This window comes from Bacillus sp. JJ1562, assembly GCF_036962705.1.
Classification (GTDB): Bacteria; Bacillota; Bacilli; order Bacillales; family Bacillaceae_L; genus Ferdinandcohnia.
The window spans coordinates 261104-280400 of sequence record NZ_JBALOQ010000022.1 but is presented as its reverse complement, the minus strand read 5'-3'; the positions used below and the strand labels follow the sequence as shown (position 1 = coordinate 280400).

At 38.2% G+C, this 19297-nt stretch carries 17 protein-coding genes and 2 pseudogenes; all 19 read left to right on the top strand.

Features of this window, described 5'->3' with window-relative positions:
• Positions 1-187 precede the first annotated feature (187 nt).
• The 19 genes and pseudogenes from V7097_RS15570 to V7097_RS15480 all read left to right on the top strand — a co-directional run bounded on the left by V7097_RS15570 (position 188) and on the right by V7097_RS15480 (position 19237).
• Positions 188-1213: a TRAP transporter substrate-binding protein gene (locus V7097_RS15570; protein ID WP_335704546.1), complete on the top strand. Its 1026-nt coding sequence runs from the start codon at positions 188-190 to the stop codon at positions 1211-1213.
• A 30-nt stretch (positions 1214-1243) separates the two neighbouring features.
• The gene (locus V7097_RS15565; RefSeq protein ID WP_335704545.1) at positions 1244-1810 is read left to right on the top strand and encodes a TRAP transporter small permease; all 567 of its coding nucleotides are present in this window, start codon (positions 1244-1246) and stop codon (positions 1808-1810) included.
• Positions 1807-3084, top strand: coding sequence for a TRAP transporter large permease subunit (locus V7097_RS15560; protein WP_335704544.1), 1278 nt, complete (start codon positions 1807-1809; stop codon positions 3082-3084). The genes V7097_RS15565 and V7097_RS15560 overlap by 4 nt, the downstream gene beginning before the upstream one ends.
• 69 nt (positions 3085-3153) lie before the next feature.
• Positions 3154-4203, top strand: coding sequence for a TRAP transporter substrate-binding protein (locus V7097_RS15555; protein ID WP_335704543.1), 1050 nt, complete (start codon positions 3154-3156; stop codon positions 4201-4203).
• Positions 4204-4233: 30 nt separating this feature from the next.
• Positions 4234-5484, top strand: a complete 1251-nt coding sequence (locus tag V7097_RS15550) for a lactate racemase domain-containing protein (RefSeq protein WP_335704542.1) — start codon at positions 4234-4236, stop codon at positions 5482-5484.
• A gap of 69 nt (positions 5485-5553) precedes the next feature.
• Positions 5554-7758 carry a dihydroxy-acid dehydratase domain-containing protein gene (locus tag V7097_RS15545; RefSeq protein WP_335704541.1) on the top strand — a complete coding sequence of 735 codons (2205 nt, stop codon included), beginning with the start codon at positions 5554-5556 and terminating at the stop codon, positions 7756-7758.
• A gap of 64 nt (positions 7759-7822) precedes the next feature.
• Entirely contained in the window at positions 7823-8590 is a 768-nt protein-coding gene (locus V7097_RS15540; RefSeq protein WP_335704540.1) for an IclR family transcriptional regulator, read from the top strand.
• A 33-nt stretch (positions 8591-8623) separates the two neighbouring features.
• Positions 8624-9514, top strand: a complete 891-nt coding sequence (locus V7097_RS15535) for a fumarylacetoacetate hydrolase family protein (RefSeq protein ID WP_335704539.1) — start codon at positions 8624-8626, stop codon at positions 9512-9514.
• Between the two features lie 14 nt (positions 9515-9528).
• Entirely contained in the window at positions 9529-9828 is a 300-nt protein-coding gene (locus tag V7097_RS15530) for a UxaA family hydrolase (RefSeq protein ID WP_335704538.1), read from the top strand.
• A gap of 4 nt (positions 9829-9832) precedes the next feature.
• Entirely contained in the window at positions 9833-10990 is a 1158-nt protein-coding gene (locus tag V7097_RS15525; RefSeq protein WP_335704552.1) for a UxaA family hydrolase, read from the top strand.
• An 18-nt stretch (positions 10991-11008) separates the two neighbouring features.
• Positions 11009-12475 (top strand): alpha-ketoglutaric semialdehyde dehydrogenase GucD, encoded by a 1467-nt coding sequence (gucD, locus tag V7097_RS15520; RefSeq protein WP_335704537.1) that lies wholly within the window; start codon positions 11009-11011, stop codon positions 12473-12475.
• A gap of 56 nt (positions 12476-12531) precedes the next feature.
• Positions 12532-13681 (top strand): annotated as a pseudogene (gene dgoD, locus V7097_RS15515) (galactonate dehydratase).
• A gap of 20 nt (positions 13682-13701) precedes the next feature.
• Positions 13702-14616 (top strand): dihydrodipicolinate synthase family protein, encoded by a 915-nt coding sequence (locus tag V7097_RS15510; RefSeq protein ID WP_335704536.1) that lies wholly within the window; start codon positions 13702-13704, stop codon positions 14614-14616.
• A gap of 64 nt (positions 14617-14680) precedes the next feature.
• On the top strand, positions 14681-15628 hold the full coding sequence (locus V7097_RS15505) for a U32 family peptidase (protein WP_335704535.1): 948 nt from the start codon (positions 14681-14683) through the stop codon (positions 15626-15628).
• Between the two features lie 59 nt (positions 15629-15687).
• Positions 15688-16647 (top strand): C-terminal binding protein, encoded by a 960-nt coding sequence (locus V7097_RS15500; protein ID WP_335704534.1) that lies wholly within the window; start codon positions 15688-15690, stop codon positions 16645-16647.
• 206 nt (positions 16648-16853) lie between these two features.
• Entirely contained in the window at positions 16854-17810 is a 957-nt protein-coding gene (locus V7097_RS15495; RefSeq protein WP_335704533.1) for a sugar kinase, read from the top strand.
• Positions 17811-17825: 15 nt separating this feature from the next.
• Positions 17826-18479, top strand: a pseudogene (locus tag V7097_RS15490) (bifunctional 4-hydroxy-2-oxoglutarate aldolase/2-dehydro-3-deoxy-phosphogluconate aldolase).
• A gap of 209 nt (positions 18480-18688) precedes the next feature.
• On the top strand, positions 18689-18952 hold the full coding sequence (locus tag V7097_RS15485) for a YokU family protein (RefSeq protein ID WP_335704532.1): 264 nt from the start codon (positions 18689-18691) through the stop codon (positions 18950-18952).
• A 66-nt stretch (positions 18953-19018) separates the two neighbouring features.
• Positions 19019-19237: a YozE family protein gene (locus V7097_RS15480; protein WP_335704531.1), complete on the top strand. Its 219-nt coding sequence runs from the start codon at positions 19019-19021 to the stop codon at positions 19235-19237.
• Positions 19238-19297: the final 60 nt, after the last annotated feature.

The window sequence follows — 19297 nt, the reverse complement described above, 5'->3', positions numbered from 1 at the left end:
CTACATAACATACTTCAATTGAATTACATACAGTTTATAAATGTTTAAATAGAAATTTATTTTTCTTAACTTTTAAAAACCGAGTTTTATATTATAAAACTGACATGTTATTCAACAAGGAGAATGAGGAGAAGTTTTTTTATTTCACCCAATGAAAGCACTTACAAATTAAAAGGGAGGGGTTTTTATGAAAAAAGGAAAATCTTTGAAATTGCTACAAAGTATCACACTAGCAGGTGTAATTCTTATTACGGGCTGTAGTAATGCTGGATCAACATCTAATGAATCTGGAACTGTTCAGAAAACCATTAAAGTTGCACACTATTTTGCAGATAACCATCCGCAAAATATTGCTTTAAAGGAAAAATTCAAAAAGATAGTTGAGGAAGAAAGCAATGGTGAATTAGAAGTACAAATCTATGCAAACAGTACATTAGGTGCAGAAAAAGAATTTTATGATGGTGTTAGAAATGGAACAATTGAGATGGGGATTCCAGGATTAATCATGCAAGCAGACATTCCAAAAATGGGTGTTCCTGAATGGCCTTTCTTATTTAGAGATTTTGAACATGTCAAGAAAGTTTTAAATGGACCTATCGGTGAAGAAATAACAGCAGATTTAGATCCAAAACATGGAGTAACGCCACTAGCTTGGAGTGCGAATGGATTTAGAATGTTTTCAAGCAATCGAACAATAAATAGTATGGAAGATTTTGATGGATTACGACTCAGAATGCCTAACATTCCAAACTACATAAAATTAGGTGAGGCACTTGGTGCAAATGTCAGTCCGCTGCCAATTTCAGAAGTTTTTTCTGCACTCGAACAAAAAGTTGTTGATGCCCAGGATAACCCGATTGCAACATTGAGAAATTCTGGATATTACGAAGTTCAAAGTGATGTTTTAGAATCAAAACATATGTTTAGTCCTAATATTTATATCATTAACAGCAAGTTCTTTAAAAGTTTAACAGAAGAGCAACAGAAAATTATTCAAAAGGCAGCAAAAGAGGCAGCAGCATACGAATTCGATTTACTAGAAAAAAACTATGAAGATGACAAAAAGTTCCTTGAGGACAATGGGATCAAATTTACAACACCTGACGATGGTTTTACGGAAGATATGGTAAAAGCTAGTCAACCTGTTTATGAAGAAATATTTGCTGACAATGATTGGGCTAAGGAACTAGTTGAAAAAATTAATGCAGAATAAATGAATGCGCTTTAATTGGGGGTGTGAGATTTGTTGAATAAACTATCAAAGTTATCGGAAAAGACGTTGAACATCATAATGGCTATAGCTTTAGCAATCATGGTTGTTCTCGTTTTTGGAAATGTAGTTCTCCGTTATTTCTTTAATTCAGGCATTACCTGGTCTGAGGAAATGTCACGTTATCTCTTTATTTGGCTAACGTTTCTAGGTGCTATCGGCGCCTTCAAAAACAATGAACACTTAGGTGTTGATATGCTTGTAAAGCGTCTTCCTGTGAAGGCGAAAAAAGTTGTGATTGTGTTAGGAGATTTATTGATGTTATTTGTCCTTTTCCTTGTATTAGATGGGAGCTGGAAGATGACATTGATTAATATTGACAGTCATGCACCTGCTACTGGTTTACCATTAGCTTTTGTATACGGTACTGGGATTCTTGTAAGTATTTCTATGGGAATAATCATTATCAATAATATATATCGAATCATCTCTAACAAAATAAAAACTGAAGATCTGGTTAAAATCAATGAATCTGAAGAGTTAATTTCCCTCCATAGTGATACATACATTATGGACAAGAAGGAGGATAGAAAAGTATGATTGGAGTTTTTGTCGGATCCTTACTCGGTGCCATGGCACTTGGAATTCCTATTGCTTTTGCCTTGCTCGTAAGTAGTGTCGTGTTGATGTATTTCCTTGGTATATTTGATAGTCAGATCATCGCTCAAAACTTAATCAGCGGTGCTGATAATTTTCCTTTAATGGCGATTCCATTCTTTATGTTAGCCGGTGAGGCAATGAATCGCGGGGGATTGTCAATGCGTATTGTTAATATGGCGATGACAATGGTCGGACATATCAAGGGTGGCCTTGGTTATGTTGCAATTATCGCGGCCGTACTTTTTGCAAGTTTATCTGGATCTGCAGTTGCTGATACAGCAGCTCTTGGTGCTGTACTAATTCCGATGATGGTTAAGGCTGGTTATGATAAAAATCGTTCAAGCGGACTAATTGCAGCAGGTGGAATTATTGCTCCAATCATCCCTCCAAGTATTGGATTTATCATTTTTGGTGTTGCAAGTGGTGTTTCGATTACAAAGCTATTTATGGCTGGAATCGTGCCTGGTCTTTTGCTAGCTGTAGGATTGACAATTGCCTGGGGTATAGTAGCTCGTAAAGATAACGTAGCAGTGCAACCTCGTGCTTCTGCGAAAGAAATTTTCAAATCTCTTCGTGAGGGTATATGGGCACTTTTTCTTCCGGTTATTATTATCGGAGGATTGAGATTTGGTTTATTTACACCAACAGAGGCAGCAGTAGTTGCTGCTGTATATGCATTAATCATTGGTCTAGTAGTCTACCGTGAAATGAAAGTAAGTGAATTATTTGATGCACTGGTACATTCAGCAAAAATGACAAGCGTTGTTATGTTTTTAGTAGCAGCAGCACTAGTTTCATCTTGGCTAATTACGGTAGCTAATTTACCAACAGCAGTCATCACTATGTTGGAACCGTTTTTAGATAACCCGCTTCTACTATTAATAATGATTAACTTATTAGTCATTCTGATCGGTACAGCAATGGATATGACACCGACAATTCTAATTCTAACGCCTGTCTTAATGCCGCTTGTTGTTGCAGCAGGTATTGACCCTGTTTACTTTGGAGTTCTATTTATTCTAAATAACGCAATCGGTTTACTTACACCTCCAGTTGGTACAGTCTTAAACGTAATGTGTGGTATTAGTAAAATCAGTATGGAAGATATCATGAAAGGGATTTGGCCATTCTTACTTGTCCAAGTATTAATACTAATCCTATTAATCATTTTCCCTTCACTGGTATTAGTTCCACTTGAATGGTTTACTTCTTAAAATACAAAACGATTAATCATGATTATTAAAGCTAGATTTATAAATTAAAAGGAAAATGGGGGAATTAAGATGAATAAATGGCTAAAACGTTTTACTGCTGGAGTTATCCTTCCGGCTGTCTTGCTTCTAAGTGCATGCAACAGTGTAACTCAAAATGAAAGCGCCGAAACTTCTAAAGACGGTATACAATCAAGAACGATCAAAGCCGGAATCGGAAATAGTGAATCACATCCTCAAGGGCAAGGCATGGTGAAATTTGCAGAACTTCTAGAGGAAAAAAGTGGCGGAAAAATGAAAGTCCAAAACTTTTTTGATGCAACTCTTGGTGATGATATAAAAATGACTGAAGCTCTCCAAGCAGGTTTACAGGAAGTAACGGTCCCATCAACCTCTCCATTAGTTGGGATGATTAAAGAGTATGGCATTTATGACTTCCCGTTTGTTTTTCAAAGTGAAGAAGAAGCTTACACTGTTTTAGATGGAGCAGTTGGCCAAAAATTATTAGATAAATTACCTGAGCACGATTTAGTAGGTCTTGGATACTGGGAAAATGGCTTCCGAAATTTAACAAATAGCAAACATCCTGTTGCAACTGCTGAAGATTTTAAAGGACTTAAAATTCGGACGATGCAAAATGAAGTCCACTTAAAGGCCTTTTCAAAGCTAGGAGCAAATCCATCTCCTATGGCATTTTCTGAAGTATTTACAGCATTAGAATCAGGTACTGTTCATGGTCAAGAAAACCCACTAGCAACAATCACAACCCAAAAATACAATGAAGTACAAGATTACTTGAGTCTAACAAAACATGTTTATACCCCATTTGTCTTTCTTGTTAGCAAGAAGTTTTGGGATGGGTTGTCAGAAGAAGAACAAAAGATTATGAGCGAAGCTGTTCGAGAGGCTGGAGAATACCAACGTGCTCTTAGTCAAGAAGAAAATAAAAAAGCACTTAAACTTTTAGAAGAGGCAGGAATGAAAATTAACGAAGTTTCTTCGGAAGAAGCAACAAAAATGAAGGAAATTATTCAACCAGTTACAGATGAGTTTGCTAAAAAATATGGAGAAGATCTCGTTGAAGAAATGATGAAAGAAGTAGAAAAAGTACGTGGTAATTAAACAAGCTTGAGATTTAATATGGAGGGAAACATGGATATAATTTCGGAACTTTTACGAGAGATCCCATTACCAAAAATGGTAAAAGTAAAACAAAAATTTCATGCACCTCAGCTCGTGGATGTTGCGAGTGAGGTGCAAAAAGCAATAAAGAAAGCTGGTGTCTTATCAAGAATATCCGATGATGACAATGTAGCAATTGCAGTAGGCAGTAGGGGCGTAGCTGATCTACCCATCCTTGTAAGAGAAACAGTAGCTGCTGTAAAGGAAATAGGAGGAAAACCATTTATTGTACCTGCCATGGGTAGCCATGGCGGGGCTACAGCAGAAGGGCAAATCGATGTGCTACACCAGCTTGGTGTTACTGAAGAAACGGTAGGGGCACCCATAAGATCGTCTTTGGAAGTTGTTAAGCTAGGTGAATTACCAAATGGTCTACCCGTTTATATCGATAAATTAGCTAATGAATCAGATAAAATTATTGTTATTAATCGAATAAAGCCCCACACTGCATTTCGCGGTCCGGTCGAAAGTGGACTAATGAAAATGATCACAATCGGTTTAGGAAAACAAAAAGGTGCTGAAGCCGCCCATGCTTATAGCTTTAAGTATATGGCAGAACATGTACCTGAGATGGCGAAAATATCAATTGCGAAAGCTCCAATAATATTTGGTCTTGCTACTATTGAGAATGCCTATGATAAACCCGCAAAAATCGTCGCAGTACCAGCGGAAGATTTAGAAAAGGTAGAGCCAGAACTACTATTAGAAGCAAAATCTTTAATGCCAAGGATTCATTTCGATCAGATTGATGTCCTTATCGTAAATGAAATAGGCAAAGATATTTCTGGAGACGGAATGGATCCTAATATAACGGGGAATTTCGCCACTCCTTATGCGACTGGAGGTCCCGATGTTAAACGGACAGTGGTACTTGGACTGACAGAGAAAACACACGGGAACGCAAACGGAATTGGAATGGCCGACATGACCACTAAAGCTGTTATGAATGAAATCAAGTGGGAAAAAGGATATGCTAATGCGCTTACAAGTACCGTAATAGATGTGGTGAAATTGCCAATGTGTCTAGATACTGAGGAATTGGCTGTTAAAGCTGCAATTAAAACATGTCATGCATTTGATTTAACAAAAGTAAGAGTCGTAAGAATTAAAAACACGTTAGAAATTGATGAGATTTGGATATCTGAAAGCATGATAGAAGAGACAGAAAACAATAAAAATTTAGAGGTACTATCAGAACCTGAAGAATTAGTATTAAATTAGTAACTCATTAGATTTAATTGAATTAATAGCTTGTTAGATTTCATTATGAATATGAAAGGAAGTAATCTAATGACTCACTTATATCCACTCATTGATAATGAGGTAAACCCTTACAGAGACAATGTACAGGGAAAAGCAAATGAACCGATTACGGTTGCGAGTTTGTTAGACCGAGCAAAAATGACGCTTGGTCCTACATATGAAGGTGGAAAGCCCGACTGGACACTTGAAGAAATTTATATGAGGCTAGAACGAAATGCGCCACGTATTGCAATCATAGGCGGTTCATCAGATCATCCAGCCCATATTATGGATTATCAAACTTCAGCAAGAGCAGCAATTCGGATTTGGCAAAACGGGGGAGTACCGTTTTACTTTTCGACACCTGTTATGTGCGACGGTACAGCTCAAAGTAATCAAGGAATGAGTTACTCATTACAAAGCCGAAACGCAGTTGCCCAAATGGTGGTTAATCAACTTGAAGCACACAGTTACCATGGAGCATTTGTTATACAAGGTTGTGATAAGCAGCCACTTGGTGTTGTCAGTGCCCTTGCACATGTTGACCGTTTACGCCGCAGCAGAGGCGAAGCTCCCTTTTTCGCTACATTTGCACCAGCTCATGTATTAGAAGGTGGCACAATTCCTGCTGATGTATATGAAGAATTAGAAGCACTGGCGAAAAAAGCAGAAATGGAAGGTGCAGCAGATATAGCATTAGATTTGCGCGATACGATGGCATATATTTTGCAATGCTCCTCAAATACAGCGTTTCAAGGTGTATTTGAAAGAGCTTTAGAAAGGGGGACTATCACGAAAGAGCAACATAAATATTTTGAAATGCGACTTGCTGTTGCTACTTGTGACGGTCAAGGAGGCGTATGTGCCTTTAATGGAACCGGTAATAGCTCTCGTCATTTAGTTGCTGGCATGGGACTGGTTCATCCAGCTGTTGAGCTTTTAACAGATCCCCCGACACAACGCCAAATTAATGCCGTGCTAGACAGTTTTGAAAGTATGATTAACAACGAAACCTATGGGGTATCCAACATCGTAGCTGCAAATATAAAAAATGCTATACGGATACACAGCGCTAGCGGAGGTTCGACGAATTTAATGATGCATATCGTCTCTGCAATGCTTTATGCAGGTTACAAATTCAGTTTGTGGGATCTTGATAGCATTCATCATTCACATCCGATTCCGGACTTATTTGACTACAGCCTAATAGAAGGACGTGATATTTATTCACTTGCAATGCAATGTTGCAGTGGCACAAGCCGTGGAATGGAAACCCTTTTTTATGAACTCATGGAAAATGGCGTGCCAATGGACCAGGATGCACCTACTGTGGCTACAAAAACATGGAGAGAACGATTGAAGATTACTCGTAGCCTAAAAGCAGAAAATGTAAAAGACAATAAAGTCATTCTATCAACACCTCGCCGTAGCTTTAGCGGAGTTGATGTATTAAAGGGGAACTTTTTTGAAAGCGCAGTTGTAAAAATTAGTGGAATGCCTACTCCACAGCTGGATCAATTCGACGATAAGCTTGCATTTACTCTATATTATGAAAATGAGGATGATGCAAATAAATCCCTGCTAAATTCTAATATATTAACTGAAATTAAAGAACAAAAGCTGTTCCCGCATGATCGTTTACTTGCAACACTTAAATACAATTCTGAGCAAGAATGGACTCTTCTTAAAGATGCAACATATGATGAATTATTCGACAAAATGGCTGAAAAAGGAACGATGAAAATTGCCGTTATCATTGCAGGACAGGGGCCAGTCGCATTTGGAATGCCGGAAATGTTTACTCCGATGCAGCACATTAATGCGAATCGAGTGTTGAAGAAACTTGCTACAATTATTAGCGATGGGCGCTACTCAGGTGTTACATATGGAGCTGCTATCGGACATATGACACCTGAAGCGTATGAGGGTGGGGGCATCGGTTTCCTTCAGACAGGTGATATTGTCCATCTTCAGCTTCGCAATCGTCGAATTGATTTTATTGATAGTGAACTACTTCTTAATGGAAACATAGTGCATAATTTTTCGAATCAGTTAAAGCGAGAAAGGGAAGAACTTGTAACAGAACGAAAGCAGCGAATGAAAAAACGTCAGAAATTAGTAGCTGCTAGTAATCGGTTGTATGGACATTCAGATGCAGCAAACGGAGTTGTTCCAATTGCTATCATTGAAGATGCAACCTTTGATTATGAAAAAGATATTCTTCTTCAGGAAACAAACATAGTAATAAAGTAAGGATTATTCGTTATAAAAAATCTGAATAATTAGTATATAAAAAAAGGTAAAGGGCTGAGGAACAATGCCTATTATTCAATCAGTGGAAAGAGCATTGAAAATACTAGATTTATTTGATGAGCATGATCAAGAATTAACGATTACAGAGATTAGTAAACAATTGAACTTGCATAAAAGTACAGTGCATTCTCTTTTAAAAACGTTACAGTTACACCACTATATATCACAAACTGAAGAAAATGGGAAATATTCGCTCGGTCTAAAATTATTAGAACGAGGGAATATGGTGGTAAGCCATCGTGATTTACGAAATGTTGCAAGGAAACATCTTGAAAGGCTTTCAGCAACCACAAATTTAACTATTCACCTTGTCATTTTAGACGGGCAGGAAGGTGTTTATATTGATAAAGTTGAAGGCAAAGGGGTTACGGTTTTGTATTCCCGTATCGGCAGGCGTGTTCCGATTCATAGGAGTGCTGTAGGGAAATCGCTAGTTGCAACTAAGTCGAATCGTGAGCTTGATTTACTTTTAGAAGGTTATCAATTTACAAAGTCCACTGAAAAATCAATAAGTACAAAAGAACAATTTTTATCAGAAATCGAAAAGGTACGACTTGCCGGATATTCAATTGATAACGAAGAAAACGAACAAGGCATATTTTGTCTTGCAGTTCCTATAAAAGATTATTCCGGTAATGTAATTGCTGCTGTGAGCATGTCTATGCCGGCAACGAAAATAAATCAAGAAACACTTGAAAATTATGTCGGCATTTTAAAAAAATGCAGCGATAAAATTTCACATGAACTTGGATATGAATATCAAAAAATATAAGATGACAATTTACATTGAGGAGGAAAGTAGACAATGAGAATTATTCGATATTTAAAAGGAAGTGAGAAACAACTTGCAGTAGTAATCAATGAAAACCAAGTGGTTGACCTTCCATTTACAGATTTTATGTCCTTGATTGAAACGGCACGTCAAATTGATAAAACTCCATTTGATATTATAAAACAAAAGATTAACGAAGGAGACAGACAACCACTATCTGGACTAAAATTAACGACACCAATTGATGCACCGGAAGTATGGGCATCTGGAGTCACGTATAAAAAAAGCAAAGAAGCACGTAATTACGAAGCAACACAAGGTAAGCTTGACCGCCAAACATTTTATGACAAAGTTTATGATGCAGTTCGTCCCGAAATTTTCTTTAAATCAACAGCAGCTAGAACAGTTGGCCCTAACGATCCAGTTTATTTAAGATCTGATTCAAACTGGCAAATTCCAGAGCCTGAGTTGGGACTTGTTTTAGATAAAAATGGCGAAGTGCTTGGATACACAATTGGAAACGATATGAGCTGCAGAGATATTGAAGGTGAAAACCCTCTTTACCTGCCACAAGCAAAAGTATGGAAAAATTCTTGCTCAATTGGACCTGCTATTTTATTAAAGGAGGCTGTAGCAGATCCATACGAATTTAAGATTATTTGCAGAATATATCGTAATGATGAAAAAGTATTCGAAGGTGAAGCACATGTCAATCAATTAAAACGCACTCTTGATGAGCTTGTTCATTACTTAATACTCGACAATGAAATCTTTGCAGGAACAGTCCTACTAACAGGTACTTGTATTGTTCCACCAAATGAATTTACTTTATTGGATAAAGATAGCATTGAAATTGAAATTCCAGGTATCGGCACATTAATTAATCCGGTCGTTAAAAGTGAAAAAGTAAGTCAAGTGAATTAAAGGGAGAGAAATAAATGAGCAAATATAAAACCCTTTTATTACATGCAAATGATAGTGTTGCTGTCGCCTTATCAGATATCCCTTCACAGTCTGTAGTCACTGTGAAGTCAGACGGAAAAGACATTGAGGTGACAATCCTAGAACCAATACGCTTCGGTCATAAATTTGCAGTTAAAGAAATTAAACAAGGTGAAAACATTATGAAATATGGAGAAATAATTGGAGCAGCAGTTGTGGCGATTCAACAAGGGGAACATGTTCATGTCCACAATTTAGAAGGGAAAAGAGGAAGAGGTGACAAAATTGCTAAATGAAAAGATGCAGTTTTGGGGGTATCGTCGTCCAGATGGTAGAGTAGGTGTTCGTAACCATGTTCTCATCTTACCAACGATTACATGTGCAACACAAACAGCTCAACGTGTAACAGAGCTAGTAAGTGGTACGGTAACATTTATTCATCAGCATGGTTGTGCCCAAGTAGGTTCAGATTACGATCAAACTGCTAGAACGTATGCAGGATTGGGGATGAATCCAAATGTATATGGTGTTATTGTACTAGGACTAGGCTGTGAAACACACCAAGCACATCGCATCGGTGATGAAATCGCAAAATGTGGCAAACCTGTGCAAACGGTATCAATACAAGAACATGGAGGCACGCTGCAAACGATAGCCGAAGTAGCAAAGATTGCGGTGAAAATGGTGCAAGATGCTTCCATGGTTCAACGGGAGTTATGTGATTTTAGTGAATTAATTGTAGGTACAGAATGCGGAGGTTCGGATGCATGTTCCGGTCTATCCGCTAACCCAGCAGTTGGACGTACTAGCGATTTGATTGTCGAACAAGGGGGAACAGCGATTTTAGCGGAAACGACTGAATTGATTGGTGCAGAGCATTTGCTTGCAAATCGTGCTGCAAACGATCAAGTAGCAAAAAAGGTGTATTCAATCATTAAAATGATGGAAAATCGCTCCATACAAATGGGTGTTGATATCCGAACTGGGAATCCTAGCCCAGGCAATATAGAAGGTGGTCTCAGCTCATTAGAAGAAAAATCTCTCGGTGCTGCGACAAAATCAGGCACATCAAGGTTAGAGGAAGTTATTGACTATGCACAGACACCAACGAAAAAAGGGTTAGTCTGGATGGATACTCCAGGACATGACATTGAACAATTGACGGGTATGGTCGCAGGAGGCGCACAAGTTGTACTATTCACAAGTGGACGCGGAACACCTACTGGTTCACCGATTACTCCTGTTATTAAAATTTCAACTAATACCCAGATGTTTGATCGTATGAACGAAAACATGGATCTTGATGCGGGTACGATTATTGATGGCAAGGAAACGGTGTCAGAAGTTGGTTTGAGAATCATGATGGAAATTCAAACAGTAGCAAATGGTAAATTGACTAAAGCGGAAATTTTGAAACAGCATGACTTTGGCATTTGGCGAATTGGTCCTACATTTTAAAAAAAGGAGTGAAGGGATATGACAACATCTTTAAAAACAAAAACGTATTCCAACTATATTAATAACGAATGGGTTGAATCTGATTCTGGAAAAACGATGGCGAGCATCAATCCTGCTACGAAAGAAATAGTAGGATACGTTCAAAGTTCAACAGTAAATGAATTAAACAATGCTGTTACTGCAGCGTACAATGCGAAAAAGGAGTGGCGCAAATTAGGGCAGGCGGCTCGCGGTCAGCTTTTATTTAAAACAGCGAATATTCTAGAAGAAAACCTTGCTGAAATTGCTGAGACACTTACGAGAGAAATGGGGAAAACACTTCCTGAAGCAAAAGGTGAAACAGAAAGAGGTATTGCTATTCTTCGCTACTATGCTGGTGAAGGGATGAGAAAAGATGGAGATGTTATTCCATCATCTGATAAAGATGCTCTTATGTTTACAAAACGCACTCCGCTTGGCGTTGTTGGCGTCATTACACCATGGAATTTTCCGGTTGCTATTCCTATATGGAAAATTGCTCCTGCACTCGTCTATGGAAATACAATCGTGTTCAAGCCTGCCAGCGAAGCAGCAGTTACTGCAGCAAAAGTTGTTGAATGCTTTGAAAAGGCCGGATTCCCAGAAGGTGTCATTAACTTTGTAACAGGATCTGGTTCAGTGATTGGCCAGAGTCTAATTGACCATCCTAAATTAAATGCAATAACATTTACTGGTTCAGAAAGTGTTGGACATGAAGTTGCAAAATCAGCATCTGTTAGAGGAATAAAATTCCAGCTTGAAATGGGCGGAAAAAACCCTGTTATCGTTACAAACGATGCAAACCTAAATCAAGCTGTTGAAGCTGTTATTAGTGGTGGGTTCCGTTCTTCTGGTCAAAAATGTACAGCATCAAGTAGAGTTATTGTGGAATCAGCTATCTATGAGGAATTTAAAAATAAGCTAATTGAAGAAACAGAAAAAATCACGGTAGGGAACGGACTAAACGATGGCATCTGGATGGGACCATGCGCTAGTGAAATTCAGTTCAATACTTTTAAAAAATACATTGAAATCGGAAAACAAGAAGGTGCAAAACTTGTCCATGGTGGTGAAGTATTAACAGGAGGCGACTATGACAATGGCTTCTTTGTTACACCGGCTATTTTCGACGAAGTAACAACTGAGATGAGCATTGCTCAAGATGAAATTTTTGGTCCAGTAATTTCACTTATTAAAGCGAAGGACCTTGAAGAAGCTTTTTCATTTGCAAACAATACGAAATACGGTTTAAGTGCATCTATTTTTACAACAAATATTAGCTCTATTCTCGAATTTATCGATGAAATTGAAGCAGGTCTTGTCCGCATTAACGCTGAAAGCGCAGGGGTAGAACTTCAAGCACCATTTGGAGGTATGAAAGCATCTAGTAGTGGCTCACGCGAACAAGGAGAAGCAGCAAAAGAATTTTTTACAGCAATCAAAACCGTATTTATTAAAGGCTCTTAAGTAATTTTATAGGAGATTCTGAATGTTGGAATCTCCTATAAAATTAGAGGTGTACTATGAAAATATCAAAAATTTCACTATTCAAAGTTCCTCCGAGGTGGCTTTTTATAAAAATTGATACTGACGAAGGCATTTCTGGTTGGGGAGAACCTGTTGTTGAAGGAAGAGCTGATACAGTTAAAGCAGCTGTTATGGAACTGACTGATTATTTAATTGGACGCAAACCCAAATGATATTGAAGATATTTGGCAGACTTTGTATCGTGGTGGATTTTACCGAGGCGGTCCAATATTAATGAGCGCCATTTCCGGGATTGAACAGGCTTTATGGGAAATAAAAGGAAAATATTTTAACATACCCGTCTATCAGATGCTTGGAGGGAAAGCACGGCAAAAAATAAAGGTGTATTCTTGGGTTGGTGGGGATCGACCAGCTGATGTTGTTGCTGCTGCAAAAGATAAACAAAATCAAGGCTTCTTGGCGGTCAAAATGAATGCCTCAGAAGAAATGAACTACATTGATGATTTTTCAAAAGTAGAAGCAGTCATTGAAAGGGTTGCTTCAATTCGTGAGGCTGTCGGTAAAGACTTTGGCATTGGTGTTGATTTTCATGGACGCATTCATAAAACGATGGCCAAAACAATTGTTAAAGAACTGGAACCTTTTAGACCTATGTTTATTGAAGAACCTGTTTTGCCAGAAAACAATGAAGCTCTTCGTGATATTGCGATGCACACGACTTGTCCGATAGCAACAGGTGAAAGAATGTATACCCGCTGGGACTTTAAACAACTTCTTCATGATGGATATGTTGATATTATTCAACCGGATCTTTCACATACAGGTGGATTTTTAGAAGGGAAGAAAATCGCTGCTATGGCAGAAGCTTATGATGTTGCGATTGCGCCACATTGTCCGCTCGGTCCGATGACTCTTGCTTCGTCTATTCACTTAGATGCATCGACGCCAAACTTTGTTATTCAGGAACAGAGTTTAGGTATTCATTATAATGAAGGAATAGATATTTTAGATTATATAAAAAATCCAGAAGTCTTTAACTATAAAAATGGTTATGTGAGTATTTCTGATAATCCTGGTCTTGGACTTGAAATAAATGAAGAAAAAGTAAAGCAGGCGGCCGAAATAGGGCATTATTGGAAAAATCCAATCTGGCGCCATGAAGACGGTAGTATCGCCGAATGGTAATCACAGAGGGGAGAGTTAATATGAAATTTCATGGTATTATCCCACCGATCGTCACCTTATTTGACGAAGCTGGGAATATTGATTTGGATCTGAATAAGCGATACATTGATGAGTTAATTTCTCTAAATATTCATGGAATTTTGTTGCTAGGAAGTTCAGGTGAGTTTTCATCATTGACATCTGAAGAACGAAAGCTTTACATACGTGAAATGATTAAGCACATCAATGGCCGTGTACCGGTAATGGTTGGCGTAGGCCATACCGCATTAAAAGAAGTACATGAATTAACTTCCTATTCAGAAGCACAGGGTGCAGACGGAGTTCTTGTCGTGAACCCTTTCTACTGGAAACTTACAGACGAACAATTGTATCGTTTTTATTCTAATGTTGCTGAGAATACTGAGCTTCAAGTATATATATATAACATTCCTCTTTTAACAGGACAAAATCTATCTATAGAGTTAATCAAAAAACTAGCTGAATCGTACTCAAATATTGCAGGTATTAAAGAAACAGTCAGTGATCTTGGACACATTCGCCAAGTAATTAAAGAAACCAAAAAAGTTCGCAGTGATTTTCAAGTCTTCTCTGCATTTGACGATCATTTGCTGCCAGCCCAAATGATCGGCGCAGCAGGTAGTATCAATGGATGCTCTGCCTTCGCGCCTGAAATATCTGTTGATCTATATACTTCATATCAAAAAGGTGATTTTGCAGTGGCTCAGAAAAAACATCAATTGATTACAGAGCTTATGGATGTGTACACATATTGTCCGACCTTTTTTACTCAAATGAAAGAAGCTGTTCATCAGCGTTGGTTCAATATTCCAGCAGGACACCGCGCACCATGTGATGTTTTCCCTGCTGATTTGCGTGATAATGTGGCAGGTCTTATTAAAAAAATACAAGTTTCATGTGCTATGCCTAGAGTCTAACTACTTAGTCAAAAAAGTACTCCAAAAAGTTTTTTAAAGAAAAAATGGGAGAAGGAGTTAAACTATGAAACAATCTCGTGAATTACTAAAAAAATTAGGTTATCCCACTACTGATCTATGTGAGCTTCCGACATCAACTAAAAGATTTCCAGACGGTGCGCAATACCGGATTGAACTTCCTAGTGTAGAAGGGCCGGTTGCCTTAAAAGAAACATTAAAAGAAATTGATCGTCTTGGATTAACAATTCACAGGATTTCTCAAGGAAGCGGTATTATGCTGCAGACAGATGAAGAAATAAAAGAAATGTGTAAACTAACCGCTGAACGTGGCATTGAATTAAGTTTGTTTGTCGGTCCCCGCGGTTCATGGGATGTAAGTGCAGGACCTCTTACATCTGGAGGCAAATCACAAGGAATTCGCCACGAAGGTGCAGACCAACTTGTTTATGCAATGGAGGACTTAAAAAGAGGGGCAGAACTAGGTCTGCGAGGTGCCTTAGTTGCAGATGAAGGATTATTGCTATTAACGAAAGAAATGAAAAAAAACGGTCAGCTTCCACAGGATTTTGTAGTAAAAGTTTCGGTTCAAATGGGAGCAGTTAATCCAGTATCCGTAAAATTAATGGAAGATATCGGTGCTGATACTTATAACGTTCCACCAGGATTAACACTTCCTAAACTTGCTGCGATTCGACAAGCTATCGATATTCCGATTGATTTGTATGTTGAAGTTCCTGATAATTTTGGAGGATTTCTCCGTTATTATGAAATACCTGAAATCATTCGAGTGTTGGCACCGGTCTATATCAAATTTGGCCTACGTAATCATCCGGATGTTTACCCTTCAGGTAAACAATGGGAAAGTACAAACATCTCACTTGTTCAAGAACGGGTTCGTCGTGCATCGATTGGTATACAGATGATTGAACGTTATTATCCAGAAGCAATAACATCAGAGTTAGGTGCGGAGGGACTAGGTATTGCGAAGGTTCATAAAACAGCAATGAACTAATTGTTTTTTTCACGAAACGTTATTGATTCTTTCTTATTATATTTAAGGAGTTGAGCCTAATGGCATTTAAAGTCCTGTTAACGGATTATGAATTTGAAAATTTGCAATATGAAGAAGAAATCTTTCAAAAAAGCGGATTGGACATTGAGTTCATTAAAGAACAATGCAAAACGGAAGAGGAAGTCATAGAAAAAGCGAATGATGTTGATGCCATTTTAAATCAATACGCTCCAGTCACAAGACGGGTAATTGAGACACTTCAACACACAAGAGTTATTTCCCGTTACGGTGTTGGAGTTAATACGATTGATCTAGATGCAGCAAAAGAAAAAGGCATTACTGTAACAAATGTTCCCGATTATGGAATGGAAGAGGTATCAAATCATGCTTTAGCACTTTTGCTATCATGGGCACGAAAAGTCACATTATTAAACAATGATGTTAAAAAAGGAAACTGGGATTTTAAATTATGTGTGCCAATCCATAGATTTAATGAGCAAATAGTCGGTGTCCTAGGTTTTGGTCGAATTCCCCGTCGTTTTATAGAAAAGGTAAAACCACTAGGCTTTAAAATAGCTGCCTATGACCCTTTTGTATCTGCCGAAGATATGTCTGCTCTGGGTGTTGAGAAAATGGATCTTGATGACATAATTCGTCAAGCAGATTATTTGTCAGTACATGTGCCGCTGATTGCTGATACGTACCATTTAATTAATAAGGAGCGCTTATTACAAATGAAGAGCAATGCGGTCATTATTAATACAGCAAGAGGCCCAATAATTGATGAAAGAGCACTTGCTGACGCACTGGAAAAAGGAATCATAGCAGGTGCAGCACTTGATGTAACAGAAGAAGAACCAATCAGAGGTGACAGCCCGCTACTTAAGATGGATAACGTCATAATCACACCTCACAGTGCTTGGTATTCAGAGGAGGCTATGATTGAGTTGCGTCAAAAGGCTGCAAATAATATCGTTCATGTTTTAAGCGGGACAAAAACACCATACGCATTGACGTAAAGTATATGATTTTATGAAAATAGTAAATTTTCTAAGGCATTAAAGCTTGGGGATTTAATTGCAAAGAGTACATCTCCTGAGTGGGTATGGGTCTTAGCCCTAAAGTATGGCTAAAAATTGGAGATCGAAGTGATATAACAATTGAAAAGATCGCTACTCTATCTTATGAGTAAAATAACTGCGAAAAGTGAAAGAAGATGATAAACATGGATGTTGTAACAATTGGCGAAACCATGACATTATTTACTCCAAATGAAGTTGGCCCGCTTCGTCACGCCCGTTCTTTTTCCATGAAATTTGGTGGTGCAGAATCTAATGTTGCAATTGGTTTAAGCCGACTGGGACACAGATCCCGTTGGATCAGCCGGCTTGGTAAAGACGAATTCGGTGATGCCATGGAAGCGTTTATAAGAGGAGAGGGTGTAGATGTCTCTTTTGTGACACGTGACGATGAGGCACAGACTGGCGTCTTTTTCAAGGAATTTAGACGACCGAAAGATACTCGGGTTTATTATTACCGGAAGAATTCCGCTGCTAGTAAAATGACAGCTGATTTACTTCCTGAAGAAGCAATAAAAGATGCCGCATACCTTCATCTAACAGGTATTACACCCGCCTTAGGTGAATCGTCTCGCTCGATACTTGACAAAGCTATTCGTATTGCAAAAGAAAATTGTACAAAAATAGTGTTTGATCCAAATATTCGCTTACAGATCTGGACGAATGAATACGAGGCAAGACACTTTTTAAAAAAGTACGCTTCTGAATGTGATTATGTTCTTCCAGGTATTGCTGAAGCCGAATTTTTATTCGGTCCACATACCCCCGAGCAGTTTGTAGATCTATTTCATGATTTAGGTGCTGAAACGGTTATGATGAAATTAGGAAAAGATGGTTCTCTTATTTCATCTTCAACGACGTCAAAAACATATGTGCCAGGCTTTGTAGTAGAACGAGTTGTAGATCCGATTGGGGCAGGTGATGCTTTTGCAGCAGGTGTATTATCCGGATTCCTTGAAGGACTATCACATGTAGAAGCAGCAAGAAGAGGAAACGCAATGGGAGCGCTAGTAACGATGGTGAATGGTGATGTAGAAGGATTGCCTAATCGTGCCGATCTGGATTTGTTTATAAATGGTTGTAAAGAGGACGTTACAAGGTAGGAAGGAGCAAATATCTTGACTAAATTAGTAGAACTGAAAAAAGGCAAGCTGGTTGCTGTCATTCGTGGTGCAGGTCCAGATCAAATTGTTCCGATTGCTCGTGCTCTGAAAGAAGGAGGCATTCGAACAATCGAGATTACTGTTGAGACCCCTAAAGCATGTCATTTAATTGAGAGAGTAAAGGAAGAATTCGGTGATCAAATCATAGTAGGTGCCGGAACAGTATTAGATCCAGAAACTGCACGTAATACTATAATGGCTGGAGCGGAATTTATATTTTCACCAACAGTCAATACTGAAACAATTAAAATGGCAAAACGCTAGGGAATAATCAGCATTCCAGGTGCGTTTACACCCACAGAGATACTGACTGCTTACGAGCATGGGGCTGACTGTATAAAAATATTTCCAGCAGATGCCCTAGGAGTAGGATACTTTAAAAATCTTAAAGGGCCGCTTCCACATATTCCGTTAATGCCTACAGGAGGAGTTAATCTAAACAACCTTGCTTCATATTTTGAGGCTGGAGCTGTAGCAGCAGGACTTGGCAGTTCTTTAATTAATCCTTCAAATTTGATTTCAGATAAAAATTATTTTGAATTAACTGAAACGGCAAGTAAATTCGCATCCATTGCTCAAGAAAGTACTAAAGATAGTGTATTATTTTAATTACGATAATAGTTTACTGACTTTACCCTTACATAATTATTTTTATGTTTTATAATTAACTGCAAATCTAGATGATATATAACATCGATTTGCAGTTTTATTTTTTTAGGTATACTTTCAATAAAAGACGCAGTACCAACCTTCGTCGTCGACGCTCCTGGTGGTAAGGATGAGGAAGCATCTAGTTAGGAGGTAATGCTGTTAAATGTATGTGGTGTGAATCGGAAAAGGCACGTGAAGTTACAAACAGTGTGTTTTGGGAACTCCCGGACGGTACGCGCGCGATTGAAATAACAGAAACACCTAGTGTCAAATGTGAAGCTTGCGGTATTGAATATCAAGAAGAAAGCATCATCAAAGAAATTGAGGACCAACTCATGTTAATCGATACGAAAAAACTTTCAAAAACGGTCCAGTACAAGGAACTCATGGATACACCACGAATTTTAAAGCATAACTATTTCCGCTTTTAGTTGACATGACACGAATCAATGATAAAATGACAAAAAACTGTTTAAAAAGGGTAGGAAGTGGTTGCTATGGGGAAGTCATTTTATCACTATATTGTGAAGTTTCGACAGGCGAAAGCGAAAGATGAGATTAGTCAATTTGCAAATGATGTATATTTGGATCATGGTTTTCCAATTTATTCAAAGGATTACGATGAATTGAGCTCTTATTTGGAGCTAAACGGCCAATATTTGAAAAGTATGTCCATTTTCGATAAAGCCTGGGAGCTTTATGTAAATGAAGATTAACTTTATTTTGCAGAATTGCTGAATAAAGTTAAAGCCTCCGGCGGATGCCACAGATTTTCA

Excerpts from the sequence above, each read along its gene's own strand:
- V7097_RS15570 (WP_335704546.1), top strand. The coding sequence starts at position 188 with ATGAAAAAAGGAAAATCTTTGAAATTGCTACAAAGTATCACACTAGCA.
- V7097_RS15560 (WP_335704544.1), top strand. The coding sequence starts at position 1,807 with ATGATTGGAGTTTTTGTCGGATCCTTACTCGGTGCCATGGCACTTGGA.
- V7097_RS15555 (WP_335704543.1), top strand. The coding sequence starts at position 3,154 with ATGAATAAATGGCTAAAACGTTTTACTGCTGGAGTTATCCTTCCGGCT.
- V7097_RS15550 (WP_335704542.1), top strand. The coding sequence starts at position 4,234 with ATGGATATAATTTCGGAACTTTTACGAGAGATCCCATTACCAAAAATG.
- V7097_RS15545 (WP_335704541.1), top strand. The coding sequence starts at position 5,554 with ATGACTCACTTATATCCACTCATTGATAATGAGGTAAACCCTTACAGA.
- V7097_RS15540 (WP_335704540.1), top strand. The coding sequence starts at position 7,823 with ATGCCTATTATTCAATCAGTGGAAAGAGCATTGAAAATACTAGATTTA.
- V7097_RS15535 (WP_335704539.1), top strand. The coding sequence starts at position 8,624 with ATGAGAATTATTCGATATTTAAAAGGAAGTGAGAAACAACTTGCAGTA.
- V7097_RS15530 (WP_335704538.1), top strand. The coding sequence starts at position 9,529 with ATGAGCAAATATAAAACCCTTTTATTACATGCAAATGATAGTGTTGCT.
- V7097_RS15525 (WP_335704552.1), top strand. The coding sequence starts at position 9,833 with ATGCAGTTTTGGGGGTATCGTCGTCCAGATGGTAGAGTAGGTGTTCGT.
- gucD (WP_335704537.1), top strand. The coding sequence starts at position 11,009 with ATGACAACATCTTTAAAAACAAAAACGTATTCCAACTATATTAATAAC.
- V7097_RS15510 (WP_335704536.1), top strand. The coding sequence starts at position 13,702 with ATGAAATTTCATGGTATTATCCCACCGATCGTCACCTTATTTGACGAA.
- V7097_RS15505 (WP_335704535.1), top strand. The coding sequence starts at position 14,681 with ATGAAACAATCTCGTGAATTACTAAAAAAATTAGGTTATCCCACTACT.
- V7097_RS15500 (WP_335704534.1), top strand. The coding sequence starts at position 15,688 with ATGGCATTTAAAGTCCTGTTAACGGATTATGAATTTGAAAATTTGCAA.
- V7097_RS15495 (WP_335704533.1), top strand. The coding sequence starts at position 16,854 with ATGGATGTTGTAACAATTGGCGAAACCATGACATTATTTACTCCAAAT.
- V7097_RS15485 (WP_335704532.1), top strand. The coding sequence starts at position 18,689 with ATGTGGTGTGAATCGGAAAAGGCACGTGAAGTTACAAACAGTGTGTTT.
- V7097_RS15480 (WP_335704531.1), top strand. The coding sequence starts at position 19,019 with ATGGGGAAGTCATTTTATCACTATATTGTGAAGTTTCGACAGGCGAAA.